Annotated in this window: 21 protein-coding genes and 1 pseudogene; 7 read left to right on the top strand and 15 right to left on the bottom strand. The window is 72.4% G+C overall.

The window, feature by feature from the left end:
- Window positions 1-85: 85 nt before the first annotated feature.
- From AB0I88_RS38075 to AB0I88_RS38060, 4 genes are all read right to left on the bottom strand, one after another.
- A complete protein-coding gene (locus AB0I88_RS38075; RefSeq protein ID WP_361036570.1) occupies window positions 86-607 on the bottom strand; it encodes a DUF308 domain-containing protein in 522 nt (173 codons plus the stop codon).
- 11 nt (window positions 608-618) lie between these two features.
- Window positions 619-1293: a potassium channel family protein gene (locus AB0I88_RS38070; RefSeq protein ID WP_361036568.1), complete on the bottom strand. Its 675-nt coding sequence runs from the start codon at window positions 1291-1293 to the stop codon at window positions 619-621.
- Window positions 1290-1520 (bottom strand): hypothetical protein, encoded by a 231-nt coding sequence (locus AB0I88_RS38065; RefSeq protein WP_361036566.1) that lies wholly within the window; start codon window positions 1518-1520, stop codon window positions 1290-1292. Before AB0I88_RS38065 ends, AB0I88_RS38070 begins: the two co-directional genes overlap by 4 nt.
- Window positions 1521-1602: 82 nt before the next feature.
- Window positions 1603-2466 carry a M48 family metallopeptidase gene (locus AB0I88_RS38060; RefSeq protein WP_361036564.1) on the bottom strand — a complete coding sequence of 288 codons (864 nt, stop codon included), beginning with the start codon at window positions 2464-2466 and terminating at the stop codon, window positions 1603-1605.
- A 147-nt stretch (window positions 2467-2613) separates the two neighbouring features.
- Here AB0I88_RS38060 and AB0I88_RS38055 point away from each other — a divergent pair, with 147 nt between their 5' ends.
- Window positions 2614-3915 carry a diacylglycerol kinase family protein gene (locus AB0I88_RS38055; protein WP_361036562.1) on the top strand — a complete coding sequence of 434 codons (1302 nt, stop codon included), beginning with the start codon at window positions 2614-2616 and terminating at the stop codon, window positions 3913-3915.
- Between the two features lie 109 nt (window positions 3916-4024).
- On the opposite strand, the gene AB0I88_RS38050 is transcribed toward AB0I88_RS38055, so the two are convergent.
- The gene (locus tag AB0I88_RS38050; protein WP_361036560.1) at window positions 4025-4567 is read right to left on the bottom strand and encodes a hypothetical protein; all 543 of its coding nucleotides are present in this window, start codon (window positions 4565-4567) and stop codon (window positions 4025-4027) included.
- 167 nt (window positions 4568-4734) lie between these two features.
- Here AB0I88_RS38050 and AB0I88_RS38045 point away from each other — a divergent pair, with 167 nt between their 5' ends.
- From AB0I88_RS38045 to AB0I88_RS38035, 3 genes are read left to right on the top strand one after another with little or no spacing between them, the layout of a single operon-like run.
- The gene (locus AB0I88_RS38045) at window positions 4735-5232 is read left to right on the top strand and encodes a DUF1269 domain-containing protein (RefSeq protein WP_361036558.1); all 498 of its coding nucleotides are present in this window, start codon (window positions 4735-4737) and stop codon (window positions 5230-5232) included.
- 1 nt (window position 5233) lies between these two features.
- Window positions 5234-5659: a hypothetical protein gene (locus tag AB0I88_RS38040; protein ID WP_361036556.1), complete on the top strand. Its 426-nt coding sequence runs from the start codon at window positions 5234-5236 to the stop codon at window positions 5657-5659.
- Between the two features lies 1 nt (window position 5660).
- Window positions 5661-6566 (top strand): YihY/virulence factor BrkB family protein, encoded by a 906-nt coding sequence (locus AB0I88_RS38035; RefSeq protein ID WP_361036554.1) that lies wholly within the window; start codon window positions 5661-5663, stop codon window positions 6564-6566.
- A gap of 60 nt (window positions 6567-6626) precedes the next feature.
- On the opposite strand, the gene AB0I88_RS38030 is transcribed toward AB0I88_RS38035, so the two are convergent.
- On the bottom strand, window positions 6627-8030 hold the full coding sequence (locus AB0I88_RS38030) for an MFS transporter (protein WP_361036552.1): 1404 nt from the start codon (window positions 8028-8030) through the stop codon (window positions 6627-6629).
- A gap of 58 nt (window positions 8031-8088) precedes the next feature.
- A complete protein-coding gene (locus AB0I88_RS38025) occupies window positions 8089-8640 on the bottom strand; it encodes a hypothetical protein (RefSeq protein ID WP_361036550.1) in 552 nt (183 codons plus the stop codon).
- Window positions 8641-8751: 111 nt separating this feature from the next.
- Here AB0I88_RS38025 and AB0I88_RS38020 point away from each other — a divergent pair, with 111 nt between their 5' ends.
- Window positions 8752-9246, top strand: a complete 495-nt coding sequence (locus AB0I88_RS38020; RefSeq protein WP_361036548.1) for a hypothetical protein — start codon at window positions 8752-8754, stop codon at window positions 9244-9246.
- Here the strand turns inward: AB0I88_RS38020 and AB0I88_RS38015 are convergent.
- From AB0I88_RS38015 to AB0I88_RS38000, 4 genes are all read right to left on the bottom strand, one after another.
- The gene (locus AB0I88_RS38015) at window positions 9218-9991 is read right to left on the bottom strand and encodes a metallophosphoesterase (RefSeq protein WP_361036546.1); all 774 of its coding nucleotides are present in this window, start codon (window positions 9989-9991) and stop codon (window positions 9218-9220) included. The genes AB0I88_RS38020 and AB0I88_RS38015 overlap by 29 nt on opposite strands.
- A 270-nt stretch (window positions 9992-10261) precedes the next feature.
- Window positions 10262-11479: an arginine deiminase gene (locus tag AB0I88_RS38010; protein WP_361036544.1), complete on the bottom strand. Its 1218-nt coding sequence runs from the start codon at window positions 11477-11479 to the stop codon at window positions 10262-10264.
- Between the two features lie 98 nt (window positions 11480-11577).
- Window positions 11578-12414: a class II glutamine amidotransferase gene (locus AB0I88_RS38005; RefSeq protein ID WP_361036542.1), complete on the bottom strand. Its 837-nt coding sequence runs from the start codon at window positions 12412-12414 to the stop codon at window positions 11578-11580.
- Window positions 12415-12472: 58 nt separating this feature from the next.
- Window positions 12473-14419, bottom strand: a complete 1947-nt coding sequence (locus tag AB0I88_RS38000; RefSeq protein WP_361036540.1) for a phage holin family protein — start codon at window positions 14417-14419, stop codon at window positions 12473-12475.
- A gap of 48 nt (window positions 14420-14467) precedes the next feature.
- Between AB0I88_RS38000 and AB0I88_RS37995 the strand changes: the two are divergent.
- Window positions 14468-15301, top strand: a pseudogene (locus AB0I88_RS37995) (YhjD/YihY/BrkB family envelope integrity protein); the annotation flags it as partial.
- Between the two features lie 39 nt (window positions 15302-15340).
- On the opposite strand, the gene AB0I88_RS37990 reads toward AB0I88_RS37995, so the two are convergent.
- The 3 genes from AB0I88_RS37990 to AB0I88_RS37980 are packed head-to-tail and all read right to left on the bottom strand — an operon-like array spanning window position 15341 to window position 18668.
- Window positions 15341-15910, bottom strand: a complete 570-nt coding sequence (locus AB0I88_RS37990; RefSeq protein WP_361036538.1) for a DUF308 domain-containing protein — start codon at window positions 15908-15910, stop codon at window positions 15341-15343.
- Window positions 15907-16035, bottom strand: coding sequence for a hypothetical protein (locus AB0I88_RS37985; RefSeq protein WP_361036536.1), 129 nt, complete (start codon window positions 16033-16035; stop codon window positions 15907-15909). The genes AB0I88_RS37990 and AB0I88_RS37985 overlap by 4 nt, the downstream gene beginning before the upstream one ends.
- A gap of 59 nt (window positions 16036-16094) precedes the next feature.
- Window positions 16095-18668 carry a LuxR C-terminal-related transcriptional regulator gene (locus AB0I88_RS37980; RefSeq protein ID WP_361036534.1) on the bottom strand — a complete coding sequence of 858 codons (2574 nt, stop codon included), beginning with the start codon at window positions 18666-18668 and terminating at the stop codon, window positions 16095-16097.
- A 382-nt stretch (window positions 18669-19050) separates the two neighbouring features.
- Here AB0I88_RS37980 and AB0I88_RS37975 point away from each other — a divergent pair, with 382 nt between their 5' ends.
- Window positions 19051-19509 carry a hypothetical protein gene (locus AB0I88_RS37975; protein ID WP_361036532.1) on the top strand — a complete coding sequence of 153 codons (459 nt, stop codon included), beginning with the start codon at window positions 19051-19053 and terminating at the stop codon, window positions 19507-19509.
- 79 nt (window positions 19510-19588) lie between these two features.
- Here AB0I88_RS37975 and AB0I88_RS37970 read toward each other — a convergent pair.
- Window positions 19589-20023, bottom strand: a 435-nt coding sequence (locus AB0I88_RS37970; RefSeq protein ID WP_361036530.1) for a LuxR C-terminal-related transcriptional regulator, incomplete at its 5' end; no start/stop codon positions are given.

The following is a 20023-nucleotide window of genomic DNA, read 5'->3' as shown; positions in this document are numbered from 1 at the left end:
GCCGGGGTGCAGAAGATGCCGGCGCTCACGCTCTTCGCGGTGCTGATCGGCGTGATCACGCCGGGCCCGTTCCTCGTGGTCGTGGTCAGGCGGTGGACCGGGAACGCAGGCCCGCGATCGCGCCGACGACCAGGCAGATGCCGGCGAAGACCAGCAGGGTCGCGCCGATCAGCAGGAACGTGGCCAGGCCGAGGCCGGGCCACACCAGGATGCCGATCGCGGCCAGCAGCACGGCCACGCCGAGCGCGATCCGCCAGCCGCCGCCCGGCTCGTGCCGGCCGAACGCCACCACGATCTCGCCGAGGCCGTCCAGGATCCAGCCGATCGCGACGATCAGCAGCAGCAGGCTCAGCGAGCCGGTGGGGTTCTGCAGGCAGACCACGCCGACCAGGGTGACCAGCACCCCGAAGATGCCGGCGAGCCACCTCGTCACGGCGGGCGCCTCCTTGGAGATGAGCGCCACGACGGCCCGGGACACCCCCATCACCAGCAGATTCAGCCCGAACAGGAAGGCGACCACCCGCAGGGTGGCCTCCGGCCAGGCGAACGCCACCACGCCGATCGCCGCCACCAGGACGCCGGCGATCAGCCGCAGCCAGTAGGTCATCAGGGTCCTCCTCACTCATCTTCGGTACGGGCGGCGCCGCCGCCGTTCCAGTTGCGGGGGCGCCAGTTCTCGACCACCTTGGCCACCGCGGTGACCAGGAACAGCGAACCGGTCAGGGCTTCCAGGACGGCGATCGTGCGGGCCGGGTCGGCGGCCGGAACCAGGTCGCCGTACCCCGTGGTGGTCATGGTCACGAAGCTGAAGAACAGCGAGTCCGACATGCTCGGGTCGCCGTTGTCGCCGAACAACGGTCCGGGCTGGATGGCGGCCAGGCACTGGTAGGCGAACCCGAACGCCATCCCGATCAACAGGTAGGCGGCCAGCGCCCCGAGCAGGGTCTGCCGGTCGACGCCGCGGTGGGTGCCGAGGTGCCGCACGATGGAGAACGGCGCCAGCAGATAGAGGGCGCTGGCCGCCAGGAACGTCCAGCCGATCAACGGGGTGTCCTGCGACATCAGCAGGTTGAGCGCCGCCACGACCACGGCGCACAGGAAGACGGCGGCCGCGGCGTACCGCATCCCGCTGCGGGCCCGGGAGACCCGCAGCGCCTGCCACACGGTGATGGTCTGCACGACCAGCAGAACCGCCAGCTGCCAGCGCTCCCGGACCAGGAGCGCCAGCACGTACGTACCGATGATCAGGATCAGCACCAGGCCGTAGCCGGTCCGCGGCCGCACTTCGATCATCGCGGAGGTTCCGGCTCCTCGGACGCCGGCAGCCGCCGCACCTCGATGAGGCGCAGCCCGAGCCCGTGGATTCGGGAGATCAGCCCGACCACAGCCGATTGATCCGGCAGTGAGCCGTGCAGCACCGTCTCGGGCGGCTCCACACTCACCGTCAGATCTCGTAGTTCCGTTAGAAGTTCATCGGGAATCACCCCGGAAACCCTGACCTGATAAGTCGGCTCAGGCATTGCCCCTCCTCTTTCGTCCCCTCTGGACCAGCCTGTCGACGTGGCCGGCACGGCGCGTCATTCCTCGCGGATGACGGACAGGTCAAGCCGCGTTCTCCGTCTCGGTGCCGCGGACCCGGGAGTGGAACAGGCCGAGCTTGAACAGCCGCTCCAGTCGCCGGACCGTGAACGGGTGCGACATCGGCAGCTGGGCCAGCTCGACCCAGAAACCGCGCAGCTGCTGTCCCTGGCGGACCAGTTCCTCCACGTCGGTGGTGTGCTCGGTGTGCCGGCCGGAGGCGAGCAGCACCAGGCCGGACGCGCCGGACGGGCAGAGATGGGCGCCGTGCCGGTCGCAGGAGTACTCCCGCAGCCGTGACAGCGTCGGCCCGAGGATCGGGATGCGCTCGGAGTAGGCGACCGACAGCTGGTACCAGAGGCCGACGTGATGCAGCCGGATGTGGCCCAGCTCGTGGCCGAGGATGAATCGCAGGCCGTCCCGGTTGCTCTCGTACAGGTTCACGAACAGCTCGTTGGCCAGGACCACGTAGTCGTGGCCGGTGGCCTGGGCCGCGAACGCGTTCAGCGTGCCGTTGCCGTTGGCCAGGAACAGCTGCGGGCGGCGCCGCAGTCCCAGCTTGTGGGCGAAGTCGTCCATCGTCCGGTAGAGGTCGCCGTACTGCTTGGGCGACAGCTGGACGGCGGTGCCGCGGATCGACGCACGTTGCGTCTCACGGATCACGATCAGCGCGGGGACGAACAGCAACAGGCCGATGAAGGCCGAACGGACGGTCACCGCCCATCCGCTGTCCTGCAAACGCTCCGGAAGGTACGGCAGGGTGATCGCCGCCTGGATGATCGCCCAGACGATGATCACGTTGAGCACCACCATGAATACATAGAACGGCAGTTCGGCGGGATGCCGAAGCTTGCCGTGTACGGCGCCATGCCGTTGTTTCGTCGACACTGCGGTCCTCCTGTCCAGCTGTTCACCCAGATGAGCGCCGACGATCCACCGCGCGGGCGGCCCCCGCCTCATCCCGCCGGAATGAGGACCGGCGGCCGTGGCGCCGCGACGCTTCGGAGCAGACCCGTACGCGAAGGGAGTTCCGCCATGTCATCGACCCGGCGCAATCTCGCCCGGCTCGCCTTCCTGGCCGCCGCGGCCGCCGTGGTGCTGCTGATCGTCGTGGCCGGCCTGCGGGCCAGCCTCGGCATGCTGCTGGCCGCCGTGCTCGGCAGCGCCGCCGGGCTGGCCGCCGCCTGGTGGTTCCTCACCCATCGCGGGGTGCAGCGGTGGCTGGCCGGCGTGGTGGTGGTACTCGCGCCGCTGACGGTCACCGTCTTCTACGCCCGCAACCGGCTGTTGTGGGTGGTGATCCTGTTCGGTGCGCTGTGGGCGGCGGCGGTGATGGCCGGGCGGCGGGCGCTGGCCGAGGAACGGGACGGTCCGGAGGAGTTCGAGACCCCGGCGCCGCGTCACCCGTACCTGATCATGAATCCGCGCTCGGGTGGCGGGAAGGTGGAACGGTTCCGCCTGGCCGAGCGGGCCCGCGCGCTCGGAGCGCGGGTGTACGTCATCGACGGACCGAACGTGGACGTCGCGGAACTGGCCCGGCAGGCGCTGCGCGACGGCGCGGATCTGCTCGGCGTGGCCGGCGGCGACGGCACGCAGGCGCTGGTCGCCGGGATCGCGGCCGAGCACGGGGTGCCGTTCCTGGTGATCTCGGCGGGCACCCGCAACCATTTCGCGCTGGACCTGGGCCTGGACCGGGAGGATCCGTCGACGTGCCTGGACGCGCTCACCGACGGTGTGGAGGTGCACATCGACCTGGGCCGCATCGGCGACCGGACGTTCGTCAACAACGCCTCGTTCGGGGCGTACGCGACGGTGGTGCAGAGTCCCGCCTACCGTGACGACAAGGTCGGCACCACGCTGGACCTGCTGCCGGCGACCCTGGCCGGGCAGAACGGCCCGGCGCTGGAGCTGCGCGTGGACGGGCTGACCGTCACCGGCCCGCAGGCGGTGCTGGTCAGCAACAACCCGTACGCCACCGCCGACATCGCCGGGCTGGGCCACCGGCCCCGGCTGGACCAGGGCACCCTCGGCGTGCTGGCGGTGACGGTGCGCGGCACGGCCGACGCGGCCCGGCTGGTCAGCGGCCGCGGCCGGGCCCGGTCGGTCCTGATCCGGTCGGTCACCACGGCCGTGGTGGACGCCGGCGCGCCGGAGGTGCCGGTCGGCGTCGACGGCGAGTCGATCATGATGCCCACCCCGGTGACCTGCGAGATCCGTCCGGCCGCGTTGCGGGTGCGGGTGCCGCGGCGCCGTCCCGGGGTGCCGCCGGCGCTGCCCGAGATGGACTGGACACGACTGCGGCGGCTGGCTCTCGCCAACCGCCGCAGCACCGTCTGACCCGTCCGTCACCGGCGGCGGACCACCCGGCGGGTCACTCGCCGTGCGGTACGCCGGCCGGTGCGCCGGGCCACTCTCCTGGTTCCGAACATGTCCACCACTTCCCTTCTCAGCTGTTGCGGTAGGCCGTTTCGAGGTCGTGCAGTTCCTTGGCCTCCTCGGCGGCGAGCAGGCCGATCCCGACCAGGTCCAGCGGGCTGATGAACCCGTCGGACAGCCGGAATCCGCCGGCCCGGGCGATGGCGTCGCGCAGCGGCACCGCCCAGTGGTGCTCGATCAGCAGCAGCGCCGCGGCGCTGTCGTTCGGGATGTCGCCGAGCACGTCCCAGGCCCGGTCGTCGTCGAAGACGGCCACCCCGTCCTCGACCGCGGCGGCCCCGACCATCGCGCCGGCGATCATGCCCTCCTCGCCCTCGATGCCGAGGCCGATCAGGGCGCCGACCTTGCTGCCGAGCTCGACCGCCTCGTCCTGGGTGAGGTTGCTCAGGTGCTCGACCTCCACCTCGCCGTCGGCGTCCTTGTACACGGCGAGCGCGTCGATCACGCGAACGGTGTCGCTCTGCCGCAACCTCTCCAGCTCAGCGATGACCTCACCGTGGAAGTTCGGGTGTCTGAAGCCCAGCACGATCAGCTGGACGGGTCCGATGGACATGCTCTTCCGCTCCTCCACTCGACCATTTCGGGGCGTGACCACGCCCCGGTCCGATACTCCGGCCGGTCGGCCGACAGCCGCCTCATCCGGTACGGGTGAGGACGCGACCGCCCCGTTCCCGGTCCACTTGGGCCAGACCCGAGCATCGAGGAAGGGAAGGCAACGACATGGCAACCCTTGTCGCCATCGGCTACGACGACGAGACCACCGCGACGGCAGCGTCACTGGAGGCGCACCGTTTGGCCAAGGACCTGATCATCCAGCCTGACGCGATCGCGGCGATCATCCGCGACAAGGAGGGCAAGTTCCACGTCACCACCAGCCATCACGAGGTGGCGGCCGGCACCACCTGGGGCATGTTCTGGGGATTCTTCTTCGGGCTGCTGTTCTTCATCCCGGTGCTGGGCATGGCTGTCGGCGCGGGACTCGGCGCGCTGACCGGCAAGCTGGGCAAGAACGCGATCAGCAAGGAGTTCCAGTCCCAGGTACGGGACCTGCTCCAGCCGGGCACCTCGGCGCTGTTCCTGGTCGTCGAGAAGGTCACCCCGGACAAGGCGATCCAGGCGCTCGCCCCGTTCGGCGGCACCGTGCTCAAGTCCTCGCTGTCCAAGGAGGCCGAGGCCGAGCTCCAGGACGCCCTGCACGGCACCGAGCAGTCCGCCTGACATGAACCGCTCCCCGGGGCTCGTCACCATCGCGACGGCCCTCTGTGTGCTCGCCGCCGGCGCTGGTTGCGCCGGCGGCGACGCCGCGGAGGCCGAGGCCGTCCCGGCGGTCTGCGAGAGTTTCGCGGCCGTCCAGAACACCGTCACCCACATCAGACAGGCCAACGTCTCGGAGAACGGGCTCACCGCGCTGCGGCCGTACGTCTCCGAGCTCATCGAACAGCTCAAGCAGCTCGCCGTCGACGCGCAGGCACAGTTCGGTCAGCAGGCCGACCAGCTGCGGGCGTCGGTCGACGTGCTGTCCGCGAGCGTCGACACGGCGCGGGAGAACCCGAACCGGGCCAACCTCGGCACCGTACGGCAGGCCGTCGACGGGGTCCGGGACACCGCCCGGGCGCTCGCCGATTCGCTCAAGAACACCTGCTGACGTGCTCCTGCGGCGCCTCGACGATCTCCAGCGGCGCCGGCCCGTCCTGGGTTTCCCGTACGCCGTGATCTGCAAGTACTCCGACGACTACGGTCTCCGGGAGGCCGCGCTCATCACCTACTACGGCTTCCTCAGCCTCTTCCCGATCCTGCTTCTGGGAGTGGCGGTGGTGTCACGGGTGCTGGCCTCCCGGCCCGAACTGCGCCGGGAGCTGATCGCGGCGATCGTGCCGCCCGGGCTGCAACCGGGCATCGAGGCGTCGATGGCGGACCTGTCCGCGTCGCGTACCGCCCTGATCGCGGGGCTGATCGGGCTGGTCTTCTCCGGGCTCGGCGTGGTGCTCTCCGCGTACGAGACCCTGAACCACCTGGCGGCCGTCCCGATCCGGCGTCGGGCCGGCGTCGTGTCCCGCTACCTGCGCGCGGCCGCCGGCCTGATCGTCATCCTGATCGCGGCGGTGGCCGCCGGGGCCCTGACGGTGGCGGGCGGCTCCGGGCCCGGGCTGATCGGTGAGGCCGCCGTCGTCTTCGCCGCGCTGCTCGTGCTCACCCGGCTGCTGCTGATGCGCCGGGCGCCGATGCGTGCCGTGTGGCCGGCCGCCGCGATCGGCGCGGTCGCGGTGACCGGGGCGCTGAGCCTCGCCGCCGCGGTGCTGCCCGGCATGGTTCAGCGGGCCGGGCGCGTCTACGGCGCGTTCGCCGGGGCGGCCGGCATCTTCACCCTGCTCTATCTGCTCAGCAACGTGCTGGTGATCGCGGCCGAGGTGGCCGCGGTCCGCCATGCCCGGCTGTGGCCGCGGGCCCTGGACCCGGCCCGGCCGACCGAGGCCGACGCCCGGGCCATGCGGCTGCTGGCCCGGGAGCAGGAACGGCTGCCGGCCGCCCGGATCGACTACGAACTCCGCTGAGCCCCGGCAGGAGGGCCGGCGCCCGTGCGGTCGCCGGCCGCCCCGCCCGGATCGGATCGGCTACGCGCTCGGTTGAGTCCTCGGCAGGAAGGCCGCCGCCACCAGGCCGACGAGACCGGCGGCGGCGACCGCGAGCATCGCCAGCACGTACGCCCGCCCCGGCGCCGTGCTGTCCACGCCGGCCACCAGGATCGTGCCGGCCAGCGCCGCGCCCAGCGACGAGCCCAGGTTGGACACGCTGCGGGACAACCCGGAGATCTCGCCCTGAAGCTCCTCGCCGAAACTCGACTGGACGACGTTGACCGACGGGGTGAGCATCCCGCCCAGACCCAGCCCGATCACGAACAGGCCGGGCACCATCACCCACACCGAGTCCGACGACCGGCCCAGGGTCAGCAGCAGCGCGATCCCGGCGATGGTCACCACGAACCCGGCCATGATCAGGGTGCGCTGCGGCCGCAGGCGGGCCATCCGCTCGGCGCCCAGCGACGAGATCAGCACCCCGGCCGTGGTGGCGGTGAACACTCCTCCGGTCTCGATGGCGTTGAAGCCGCGGACCACCTGGAGGTACGTCGACACCACGAACGACGAGCCCATCACCATGAGCCACTGCATGTTCTGGGTGACCAGGCCCAAATTGGAGGCCCGGTTGCGGAACAGCGCGAGGCTCAGCAGCGGCTCCCGCCCGGACCGTTCCCGGCGCCGCATCAGGACGAAGAACCCGGCCAGAACCAGCCCTCCGGCGATCAGCAGGCCGATCATCAGCCCCGGGTCGTCGTCGGCGGCCAGGATGCCGAGCACGATCAGGATGAGGCCGGCCGACGAGAGCACCGCACCGCCCACGTCGAACGGCCGGGACCGGTCGGCGGGCAGCGGGTCCCGCACGGCCCGGCGGCTGAGCAGAACGATCACGAGGACGATCAGGGCCTGCGCCACGAACGCGGCACGCCAGCTCACGGCGTACGCGATGAAACCGCCGATGAGCGGGCCGGCCACCGCGCCGACACCACCCATGGCGCTGATCGCGCCGAAGGCGCGGGCCCGGGAGCCCAGATCCTTGAACAGCAGCGTGGTGAGGATGTAGACGGGTGGGATGAGCAGCGCCGTCCCGACGCCCTCGAGGACGGAGTAGCCGATGATCAGCACGGCCAGATCGGGCGCGACGGCGCTCAGCAGCGCCCCGGAGCCGAACAGGATCAGGCCCACGATCAGGCACCGTTTGCGGCCGAACACGTCGGTGAGCTTGCCGCCGGGGATCATCAGGGCGGCCATCACCAGCAGGAACAGTGTGATGGCCAGCTGGACGCCCTGGACCGTGGTGCCCAGGTCCCGGCTGATGTCGCTGATCATCACGTTCATGTTGGAGCCGGCGAAGCTGCAGATGAACTGTGCCAGCGCGAAGGCGATCAGCGCTCGGCGCAACCCGGTCGGGAATCGTCCGGTCCTGGACTTCTCTTGGGTCATGCGGCCGAGCCTCGCCGCTCACGGCGAGGCGGGCATCCTCCCCGGCGTATGAGGCGGCTCAGGACCGCAGGTCGCGGCTCCACCGTGGGCCGACCTCGAGCCAGTCACGCTGCCAGGCCTTGGCCCGGTGCCGGTCCAGCAGAATCAGGCCGATCTTGCGAAGGCCGTTCAGCGCGGCCGCGGCCAGGACGATCATCACGACCGCGACCAGCCCCGCCTTGGCGACCGGATTGTGGTCGGACGGCGCCGCGCGCTGCTCGCCGCTGCGGGTCACCCAGAGGGTCACCTTGTCGCCGGCCCGCTGAGTCGGCAACACCCCGACGTCACCGGCCCGGCGGGTGCCGTCCGGCGCGGTCCACTGCGCGCGGGCCAGGCCCGGGGTGGACGACTGGCCGGGCAGGGGCGCCGCCGGCGCCAGCTCCGCCTCCACCTGGAAGGCGTTCCGCCGGTCACGCAGCGCCTCGGCGACCGCGGAATCGTAGACGCCGCCGGCCGCCCACCAGGCCAGCACGGGGCCACCCAGCAGGAACAGCACGAAGAGGCCCAGCAGCATGCCGGACTCGATCCGGTCCGACGCCCGCCACAGCGGGTTGTTCCTCCGGACGAACATCAATCACCCTCCCTGCCACCACTGGGCCGATCATCCGTCGTCACCGGGCCGCGACGGTTCACCCGCACCGGATGAGGATGGGGACGCCCCCGCTCGGCGACGCTGGCGGACATGACCGGATCGATCTGGGTACGTCTGCGCCACGAGAACGAGGAGGCCACCGCCTCCGGCATCTACGGCCTGATCGTCGGAGCCGCGGTGCTGGTCACCTCGCACGCCACCACCGCCATCCGGATGGAGATCGCCGTGCTGACCACGCTGATCATCTACTGGCTGGCGGAACGCTACGCACGGATCGTGGCCGAGCGGATCCACCAGGGACACCGGCCCACGTGGCGTACGGTGCGCCGCCAGCTGACCACCGGATGGGAGATGGTGACCGCGAGCGGGCTGCCGCTGCTGGTGCTGATCCTGGTGCGCCTGGCCGGGGTGTCGCTGGAGAACTCGGTGCTCGCCGCGCTGGTCTGCACCACGGTGCTGCTCGGCTTCTCCGGCTGGCTGATCGGCTCCAACGGCCGGCTGCAACCGGCTGAACGGATGCTGTCCATACTGGTCGCCGGCGGTTTCGGCGCCGCTCTCATCGTGCTGAAGACGTTCCTGCACTGACGCGCACCTGAACCACCCGGCCGACCCGCCAGCCGTCCGGGCCGAGGTACCGTTCGCGGACCACGACCTCGCCGCGGTCCACGCTGATCAGGCTCCACGAGCAGGCCGCGCCGCGGACCCGGAGGCTGGTCGTGGTGCCGGCCACCACGAAGACGTGCCGGCCGCGGACCCGCACGTCCGGCATGTGGGTGTGCCCGGCCAGCACCAGATCGGTCCGGGTCGCGCGGACGGCGTCCAGCAGCCGGCGCCGGCCGAGCAGCGCGGCGGTGCCGGTCGCCAGCGGCGGATGGTGCAGGGCGAGCACCCGCACGTCACCGGGCGGCGCGTCACCCAGGGTGCGGATCACCGCCGCCGCCTGGCTGCCGGTCACCCGCCCGTTCTTCCACCGCCAGCGCGGCATCGACTGCAGACCCAGGGCGGTGACTCCGGAGACCTGCCGGACCGGGTCCAGGTCCGCGTCGATCCAGCTTCGCCAGCGATCGTACGGCCGGAGCGCGCGCCGCCAGTCGGCCAGCGGCACGTCATGGTTGCCGGTGACGGCGAGAACCGGCCCGGGCAGGCGGTCGAGCAGCTCCCGCACCTGCCGGAACTCGGCCTCGCGGGCACGCATGGTGAGGTCGCCGGTGACCACGGTCAGCGACGGCCGCACCGCGGCGACGTCGGCCGCGATGCTCGCCACCGCGGCCGGGTCGTGCGCGCCCAGGTGCAGGTCGGACAGGTGCGCGATGATGACCGGCCGGTTCACGGCGGGCCGCCCGGTGAGGGCCCGGGGCCGGGCCGGTCGTGGCGGCTCCGGCCCCGGGCGACGGCCGGCGCTCCCGGGTGGCGTCCGGGATCGGCCGGCCGGGCGGGCGCTCCCGGGTGGCGTCCGGGATCGGCAGCCCAGGCGGGCGCTCCCGGGTGGCGTCCGGGAGCGGCCGGCCGGGCGGGCGCGACGACAGCGCCCGCCGGGTGCGCGCCCACCGTCACCGGAACGGGCGCGGGTAGTTCGGCTGAACCGGCATGTCGGCCCCTCTCAGATGGCGTCGCGTTCGATGGGGCAGGCGAGGCCGCGCGGGCCGGAGCGGCCCCGGCCGAGCTCACCGCCCGCCACGGTGATCACTTCGATACCCTGCCCGCGCAGGAACGTGTTGGTGGTGACGTTGCGCTCGTAGCCGACGATCACGCCGGGCTCGATGACGAGGAAGTCGCTGCCGTCGTCCCACTGCTCGCGCTGGGCGGCCCGGACGTCCTCACCGGTCTCCAGCACGTGCGGCTTGTCGATGCCGAGGGTCTCGGCGACCGCGGTGAACAGGTCGTCGTTGCGGACCACCCGCAGCCCGTCCGGGCCGGCGCCGGGCAGAACCGTCCACGACCGCAGCGGCCCGTCCAGGTACGGGTACATCACGAAGGTGTCCCGGGCGATCATCGTCATCAGCGTGTCGAGGTGCGTCACCCCGGACGAGCGGGGCAGCTCGACGGCGATCACCTTGGTGACCGCGCCCCCGGCGAACAGGCCCCGGGCCAGGTTCTCCACCCCCATCGGCGTGGTCCGCTCCCCCACTCCGACCATCACCGCGCCGCCGCCCAGCACGTGGATGTCGCCGCCCTCCAGGGTGGCCGGCCGGTGCGGCCGGTCGTCGCCGCCGTACCAGACGGTGAAGTCGGCGAGCGTGAACATCGGATGGAACCGGTAGACGGCGGCGGTGTGCACCGATTCGCGCCGCCGGCCCGGCGCGGCCATCGGATTGAGACTCACCCCGCGGTAGATCCAGGCCGCGCTGTCCCGCTGGAACAGGTGGCCGGGCAGCGGGTGCAGGACGAAGTCGTCGGCGTTCAGCAGCTCCCAGCGCAGGCTGTTCACGGTGAACCCGGCCAGCTCGCTCTTGAGCACCCCGCCGATCAGGTAGTCGGCCAGCCGGTCGCTGTCGGCCTGCTCGACGAGCCGTCGCAGCGGGTGGGCCAGCGCCGGCCCGACGGTGTCCCCGGTGATGACACGGTCCAGGATCCACGAGCGCGCCCGCGGGATGGCCAGCACGTCGGTGAGCAGGTTGCCCAGATAGTGCACCTTGACGCCCCGCCCCCGGAGCGTGTCGGCGAACGTGTCGTGCTCCTCCCGTGCCCTGCGGGCCCACCGGATGCCGCCGCGCACCGGATCGGCGCGGCCGGGGCGCAGTCGTCCGAGTTCCACCCCGGGCCGGTGCAGGATCACCTGTCGTAACCGGCCGGCCTCGGAGCCGACGTGGAAGCTCATGCGCTACCCCCGGGATCTACGGTTCGGACTTCCGCGCCGGAAGCCTCTCCGTCCCGGCTGGTCACGGGCATCACTCCGGCCGGATGAACCGGTCCGCCTCATGGCACGGCCGGTTCGAAGCGCCCGAGCTCGTCCTGTCCCTTCTGGACGATGCCGTAGCTGGACTCGGGCACCGGCTGCCAGGCCCCGGGCAGGTCACCGAGGGGTTCCGAGACGACCAGCCGGGTCTCCGCGGACAGCCCGCGCAGAATCTCCTGATCCGGGTGCAGCGCCCGCAGAGCGGTCATGTCGGTGCTGTAGTAGAGCGACCGGCTGTGCCCCTCGCTGGAGTAGCGGAAGGTCCAGATCCGGTCGCCGTCGGTGGCGCCGACGGTCATCTGGAGCGGGTCGGGCACCCCGTGCCGGCGGGCCACCGACTCGACCAGACCGGCCATCCGCTCCACGGCGGCGACCGGGCGGTCCCGCAGCCCGTAGGTGATGGCCAGGTGGAACATCACCTCGGAGTCGGTGGAGCCGGCCATCGACGGGTACAGCTCGGGGTCCACGGCCAGCACCAGGTCCCGCTTCAGCCGGGCGAACTCACGAATCGACCCGTTGTGCACCCACAGCCAGTTCTGGAACCGGAACGGGTGGCAGTTGCTCTGCTGCACCGGGGTGCCGGTGCTGGCCCGGATGTGCGCCAAGAACAGCGGCGAGCTGGTGGAGCGGGCCAGCTCCCGCAGATTGACGTCACTCCACGCCGGGCCGACCGCCCGGAACAGGGCAGGTTCGGCGGCCGCGTCGACCGGGTACCAGCCGACGCCCACACCGTCGCCGTTCGTCGTCTCCACCCCCTCGCGGGAGTGCATACTCTGGTCGATCAACGAGTGTCGGGGCCGGTAGAGCAGGTCCTCGAGACGGATGGGCGTACCGGAGTAGGCCAGCCAGCGGCACATGACGCAGTCCTCCCGGAGTCGGTGGCGGCCATCCTGGCCGTACCGCCCGGCGAACGGCTCACCCCCCGCGGATGAGGTCCACGGGCTTACGGCAGCCGACCTGCTCCAGCCAGCCGACCAGCACCCGGTGCACGGCGTCGGCGCCGGTCAGGTCGGCCGGGACGGTCAGGGTCCGCGGGTGGATCAGCACCGGCCGGCTCTGCGCCCCGCCCATCCCGCCGTGGCAGCCGATCAGCTCCTCGAACGCGGCGACCTCCTGCGACACCGGGTCGAACGAACTGTTGATCAGCAGGTCGCCGGTGTTCGCGAGGCCGTCGTGGCGGCGCAGGTCGTCGGCGGCCCGCGGGCCGAAGCCGAGCAGCGGGTCCAGGCCGTCGACGTGGTCGTCGACGAGCCGCCGCCGGCCGGCCCGGCCCAGCACCACCGGCCCGTCGGTCCGGGAACGGGCCATCACCCAGCCGACCCCGGGGTGCCCGGTCAGCCCCGCGAGCAGGGCGGGGTACCGCTCCTCGATCTCCTCCAGCGGGACCCGGCCGGGGATCCGGGCGAAGTAGACCAGGGCCAGGTTGCCCCCGGCCGCCACCACGATCTCCTCGCCGGCCGGGCGGCCCGGCGTCTGCTCCGGCTCCGGGTCGCCGCGGCGCAGCCCGGCACGCAGGACCTTGGCCCGGCCCTGCTGCTCGTCCTCCGCGGGGGCGGCCACCCCGCCCACCGCGGTGAGCCGTTTGATCAGTTCCTCCAGGCGCAGGCCGTACCGCTGCAGGAAGGTGGCGCCCTGGCTCTGCCCGTGATCGGAGAGCACCACCAGGTGGTACGGCCGGGGCGCGGCCGCCGCCACCTCCTCCAGGGTGGCGAGCACCCCGTCGATGCCCTCCAGCGCGGCGAGCGCCTCCGGCCGGGCCGGCCCGGCGTGATGGGCGATCTCGTCGTAGTCCACGAAGTCGCAGAACACCACCGGGGCGCCGCGCATCATCTGCTCGGCGACGACCGCCAGGTTCAGGTGCCGCAGCAGCACGTTGGTGGCGCCGCGCAGCAGCACGTACCGCCAGTCCCGGTGCATCCGCGGCGTCACCTGCCGCACCCGCTGCCGCCGGGCCTGGTGCAGCTCCTTGACGATCTCGCCGACGGTCAGCACCAGCGAGCGGGTCAGCCCGAACGGGTCGAGCAGGTACGCGCTCAGATACCGGGCCGGCCCGTTCTGCTTGGCCGGAACCGTGCTCATGGTGAGCAGCGAGGTCGGGGCGTCGCCGGAGAAGACGTTGCTCACGCTGACGCCGCCCTCGGCCAGCAGTCCGCGGCCGTCCGAGCAGCGGGACTCGACCAGGGCGCTGTCCGCCGGCCGGTTGGTCACCACGAGGCGGCCGGTCGTCTTCTCGTACCAGCGGAAAGCCGGAACCTGGTCGCTCGCGCCGTGCAGCAGCCCGGCCTGGCTGGCCGGCGTGGTCGCCGGCAGCTGGGCGTGCCATTCGGTCAGCGTGTGGCCGCCGGTGCGCAGCCACCGGCCCAGGGTGGGCAGGTTCCCGGCCTCGACCGCCCATCGGGCCAGCGGCGCGGACAGCCCGTCGATCTGGATGATCAGGATGCCCGGGGTGCTGGACGGCGGCACGCTGCGCCGGAAGTGCCGGTTGACGCGCAGCAGATGCTGGGTGGCCACCCCGGGCTGCCCGGCGGTGATCACCCAGAGACCGATGCTGAACAGCGCCGCGCCGAGCCAGGAGGCCCAGAACGCCGGCCAGAAACCGTCCACGTGCACGCCCGGGGTGAGCCACAGCGCCAGATACACCAGCAGGGCCTGGGCGACCAGCCAGCCGGCCACGACGCCCGGCCAGCCGATCGCGGACAGCAGCCGCACCAGCAGGGGCCGCAGGCCCGCGCCGAGAAGTCCGAGCAGCACGGCCGCGGCCAGGACGGCCCAGCCGTTGTCGGCCGAGATCCCCGGCAGGATGCCGATGACGGCACCCACCACAGCCGTGCCGAGCAGCACGGTAACCAACGCGCGCACCATGGGAGCCAGTGTCGGCGCGGACCGCCGGCACTGCCCCATCCGTGCCGGATGAGGCTGACCGGCCGCCCGCGCACCGACCATGAGCGGGTGACAGAGCCCGACCGCGTCTTCACCCCTGGACGGATCCTCGCCGCCGTGCCCGACCGGCTGCGGCCCCGCGCCGCGCTGCTGCTCGGCCACCAGGCCGGAACGCTGCTGCTGCGGACGGCCGGTGAACTCGTCCGGGTGCAGATCTTCGACCGCTCGATGACCCTCGCGGCGCAGGCCTTCACCTCGATCTTCCCCCTGCTGATCATGATGAGCGCGCTGCTCGGCGGCCGGGTCCGCAACCATCTCAACGACCTGATCCGCCTGCCGGAGCCCAGCACCCGGCTGCTGGACGAGGCACTCAGCGGCAGCCGCAGCAACGCGTTCGGGGTGATCGGCAGCCTGATCGTCATCCTGTCGGCGACCGGCCTGGCCCGGGCGCTGGTCCGCAGCTACCGGGCGATCTGGGCGGTGCCGGGCCGCCGGGCGGGCGCGGCGGCCACCGCCTGGCAGATCGGCACCGTGCTGATCCTGGTCGGTTTCCTGGTGCTGGTACGCCTGCTCGGCGGCCTGGCCGGCAAGGCGCTGACCCCGGTGATCGCCGGGGCGATCCTGGCGGCGGTGGCCGACGTGGCGCTGGCCACCCTGCTCCCCCGGATCCTGCTCGGCCCGGCGGTCGGCTGGCCCCGGCTGATGCTGACCGGCGTCATCTTCGCGGCGATCATGCTCGCGGTCCGGCCGGCCGGCCGCCTCTACCTGCCCCGGGCACTGGAGTCCAGCGCGGAGCGGTACGGCACGATCGGCCTGGCGTTCACCTACATCGGCTGGCTGTACGTGCTGTCGTTCTGTCTGCTGCTGGCCGCGGTCGCCGGTGGCGTCCTCGACGACTTCCGGTCACGCGGATCTGCGCAGGTAGAGGGCCAGGCCGACCTCGGCCGCACCGGTCACCAGGCTGCCGATGCCGGTCATCAGGACCAGCGTGCCGAGCGACAGGGCCGGAGTGAGCACGAAGACGGTGCCGGCCAGCATGGACAGCGCCCCGACGATGATCAGGGCGGCCCGCATGGGGCCGTGCGCGCCGACCGCGCCGATCAGCAGGGCGAGCCCGCTGAGGATCCAGGTGGTCGCGAAGATCACCGCGAGGACGGCCAGGCCGGTCACCAGGTTCCGCAGGCAGAGTAGGCCGCCGATCAGCACGACGATGCCGACGATCCCGGACAGCAGGTGCCGGCCGACGCTCGCGCCGGTCGGCAGGAAGGCGGCGACGATCCGGGCCAGGCCGCCGAAGAACAGCCAGATGCCGGTGAGGGCCGCCATGATCCGTAGGGAGACGTCCGGCCAGATCAGTACGGTGAGGCCCAGCGCGATCGCGAGCAGGCCGCTGATCAGCAGCATCCACCAGGGGAACGGCTGATTGCGAACCTCGACGACGGGATCGGGCCAGGGCTGCGCGACGTCGGTCATGGCTGTGCCTGCCGGGCCATGCCCGCCCGGCCCTCGCGTGCGAGGCCGTTGTCGGCTGCGGCCGGGTGCCGCTCGGTGCAGTTGGTCAGCGCTGAGCTGACTGATTCGCTCGCAAGCTCGCTCATGCTGCTGAGCGTGGACGCTGACCGCCGCCACGGTCATCACCCATCGCGGATGACGTGCCTCAGAGCAGTCCGGCCTGCCGGGCGAGCACCACCGCCTCGCGGCGACGACCGGCGCCGAGCTTGCGGTAGATCGACCGCATGTGGGCCTTCACCGTGTTGACCGAGATGCTCAGGTTCACCGCGATCTCCCCGGCGGTGAGCACCGTCGGCAGGTATTGCAGGACGTCGACCTCGCGTTCGCTGAGCGGGCCGGCCGCGTGCGCCGCGCCGATCGCCGGCAGCTCGCCGGTGATCTCACCGAGCACGCCGTCGCCGGCCGGGCCGCGCAGCTCGGTCAGCCACTGCTGGCGTTCGGCGAGCACCAGCACCCGGTGCGCGTCGTAGTGCCGGAACGGCCGGCGGATCCGCTCCGGCTCGGCGGCGGCCAGCGCCCGGGCGAGCGCCTCGCTGGCCACGGCGCTGCGGCCCTGCGTGTCGGCGGCGAGCGCGGACAGCAGCCAGGCGCCGACCGCGGAGATCCGGTCGGCGCCCTCCCGCACCCGGGCGAGCAACTCTTCGGCGGCGGCCGGGTTCCCGGTGGCGAGGCGGGCGCGGGCGAGGCAGATCTGTTCGGCGGCGGTCAGGTCGGGCTGTCCGGCGTACCGGATCAGCACGCCGGAGGCGTCGCCGAGCGCGAGCCGGACCTCGGCGCCGGCCAGGCCGATCAGCCGGTCCAGGAAGGGCGCCGCCATCGGCGGCCCGGCCTCGGCCCGGATCTGCGCCAGCAGGGTACGCGCGCCGGCCGCCTCGCCGCGGTCCAGCGTGAGCCGGACCCGGACCAGCCCGGCGAGCACCGACATGGTGATCTCCGGAATCTCGCCGAGGGCGTGCAGGGCCTGCCGCAGCGCCTCCTCGGCCTCCGGCTCCCGGCCGTGTTCGGTCTCGATCAGCGCCCGGGCCAGATACGCCGGGGCGGCCGTGGCCCGGTGCTCGGCGTCGATGCGGCGGGCCAGCTCGAGAGCGGTCCGGGAGTGTTCCCCGGCCTCGCCGAGTGAGCCCTGCAGGTACGCCAGGCAGGCCAGCATCGCGAACGAGTTGACCTCGATGTACGGCGTGTCCGCGGTCCGGGAGGCGGTCGCCGCCGCCCACAGGTACCGGTCGGCGTGATCGAGGCGGCCGCTCCACAGCCAGGCGACGCCCTTGTTGTTCAGTGCCGCGGCGCGGTACTGCGGCAGCGACGGCGCCTGGTCCCAGGTCATCCGGGAGAGGTCGGCGAGCAGCGTGGTGGCGGCGTTGGCCAGGCGCGGCATGTCGCCGTGCCAGCGGATGACGGCGCCGGCCTCCAGCACGTCGAGCGCCGTCCCGGCGTTCGCCCGGTCCGGGGTGGACCGCTGGGCGAGCAGCATGCGGGCATGGGCCATCCGGCGGGGCACGGCCGCGAGCTCGCCCCGGGCGAACGACAGGATGACCCCGCAGATGCCCATCTCCGGCGTGGTCGGCAGCAGCACCGCGGGAATGCGGGACAGCAGCTCGACGAACTGTGGACGGTCGGCCGACGTGTAGAGCGGCACCCCGCGCTCGACGACGAGGGCGGCGAGCAGGTCCCAGTCCTCGGCGGCCGCGGCGTGGGTGAGCGAGGACAGCGCGCTGCCCTCGGCGGCGTGCCACCGGGCCGCGGCGCGGTGCAGACGGGCCGGGGCGTCCGGCCACAGCGCGGCCAGGTGGCGGCGCAGCACGGCACGGAACATCGGGTGGTAGCGGAACCACCGGCCACTGCCGGCCGGTTCGACGAACAGTTTGTCGCGGGCCAGGCGCTCCAGCATCTGCTGTCCGCCGGCGCCGCCGGTAAGCGTGTCGGCCAGGTCGCCGCAGATCCGGTCCGGCAGGCTGGTCCGCAGCAGGAAGCCGCGCACCTCGGCGGGCTGGTTGTCCAGCACCTCCCGGGTCAGGTAGTCGGCCACCGCGTCGTCGGCGCCGTCCGCGCCGTCCGGCGCGTCGGCGGTCAGTCGCAGCCCGGCGCCCCATCCCTCGGTGCGCCGCACCAGCGCGGCGAGACTCGCCGGCGACAGGGCGCGGCCGCGCAGGGTGAGCAGTTCACCGGCCTCCTCCACGCGGAAGCCGAGGTCGGCGGCGCGGATCTCGGTGACGTCGCCGCTCATCCGCAGCCGGTGCAGGCGCAGGTCCGGGTCGCGGCGGCTGAGCAGCACGAACCGCAGCCGCTGGGGCATGACGCCGAGCAGCCCGGCGAGGCTGCTCAGCACCCGCGGGTCGGTCACCTCGTGGAGGTCGTCGAGGACCACGACGACCGGTCCCGCGGCCGCGGTCACCGCCTCGCCGAAGGCCCGGCGCAGCTCGGCCTCGGTGCCGGCGGCGGCGACCGGCACGCCGGCCGCGTCCAGGGAGCGGTTCAGATCAGCCCAGAACGTGTACGGGTTGTTGTGCCGTTCGTTGAGGGTCAGCCAGGCCACCGGCCCGGACAGCGAACGGGCGGTCGCCCAGGTGGCGGTGAGCACGGTCTTGCCCCAGCCCGGACCGGCGCACACCAGCGTGACCGCACGGCGGACCCCGACGTCCAGGGTCTCGACGAGTCGTCCACGCCAGACCAGCCCGGTGGGCAGGCGCGGCGGCAGGTTGTGGTCCACGGCTATCGGCACCGTTGTTCGGGTAGTGGCCTGATTTCGCATATCGCCCCCCAGTTTGTTCACAGCGCACGGTGGACCGGGCCGCTCGCGACGCGGCCTTTCTCGTCCTCGCGCATCCATCGGCTTCCGGCCGGTCGAGCACGCGCCCCCACGTGCGCTCAGTGGCCGGGAACGAAGCCGGCGGGTCCCAGCTCTCCGGGGCCCACCGAAACACACGGCGTACGCATGGGGCAACCATGCGTATTCGCATCAAACGCGGAAGTTGGTCGTTTCCGCAGCGTGCAAGTTGCATGTCCGCGCCGGATCTCATCCGCCCAGCACGAGGCGCGACACCACCTCCGGCAAGCACTCTGAGCTTCCGGAACGCATCCGGAATCACAGGGAGGACGCGACGATGACGATCGATCACCGCGGGGATCCGGCACCCCGGCAGACGCCGCCGAGGGAGTCGCCCGCGCCGGAAGCCGACACCTGGGTCGGCCTGGTGGTGTTCGCCGGGATCATGCTGCTGGCGCTCGGCGTCTTCCAGCTCATGGAAGGCGTCACCGCGCTGCTGCACGGCGAGGCGTACCTGATGACCGCCGAGGGCATGCTGATCGAGCCGAACCCGCAGACGTGGGGCTGGACGCATCTGTTCCTCGGTCTGCTCAGCGGCGCCGCCGGCGTCGGCATCATGCTCGGGCAGACCTGGGCGCGCGCCGTCGGCGTCGTGTTCACCGCCGCCGGAGCGCTGATCCACTTCCTCTTCCTGGCGGTCGCGCCGTTCTGGTGCAGCATCCTCATCAGCCTCGAGGTGGTGGTCATCTACGCCCTGATCGCCCACGGCGGCGACATCCGCCGCCGCCGGCACTAGAGGCCTTGCTCCAAACGGGACGGCTGGGCCGCGGTGCGGCCCAGCCGTCGCCCGTCTCCCGCTACGGGACAAGTCCCGCTCAGATCAATCGCAGGGCCCGCGCCCGGCGGACCGCTTCGTTACGCCGGGACGCGGAGAGTTTGCGCAGGATGCTGCGCACGTGGGTCTTCACCGTGTTGACCGAGACGTACATCGAGGCGGCGATCTCCTCGGTCGGCAGCATCTCGGCCATGCCGCGCAGCACGTCCAGCTCCCGCTTGCTGAGCTGTTCCACCACGACCGGGTCGGTGACCGGCGCCTCGGCCCCGGCGACGGCCGGGCCCAGCGTCCGGTACTGCACGATCAGGCGGTCGTCGTCGCGCAGCAGCCGCCGCAGTCCGCTCCACACCTGGTGCACCGGCCGCCGGTAGGACTCCGGACCGGCCACCCGCAGCGCCCGGCGCAGCGCCTCCCGAGCCCCGACGGTGTCGTCCTTGCCGTCCGCCAGCATCGCCAGCAGCAGCCAGGCGTCCAG

Origin of the sequence: Actinoplanes sp. NPDC049802, from assembly GCF_040656595.1 — a bacterium.
Taxonomy (GTDB): domain Bacteria; phylum Actinomycetota; class Actinomycetes; order Mycobacteriales; family Micromonosporaceae; genus Actinoplanes.
This window is presented reverse-complemented; position numbering and strand designations above follow the sequence as displayed.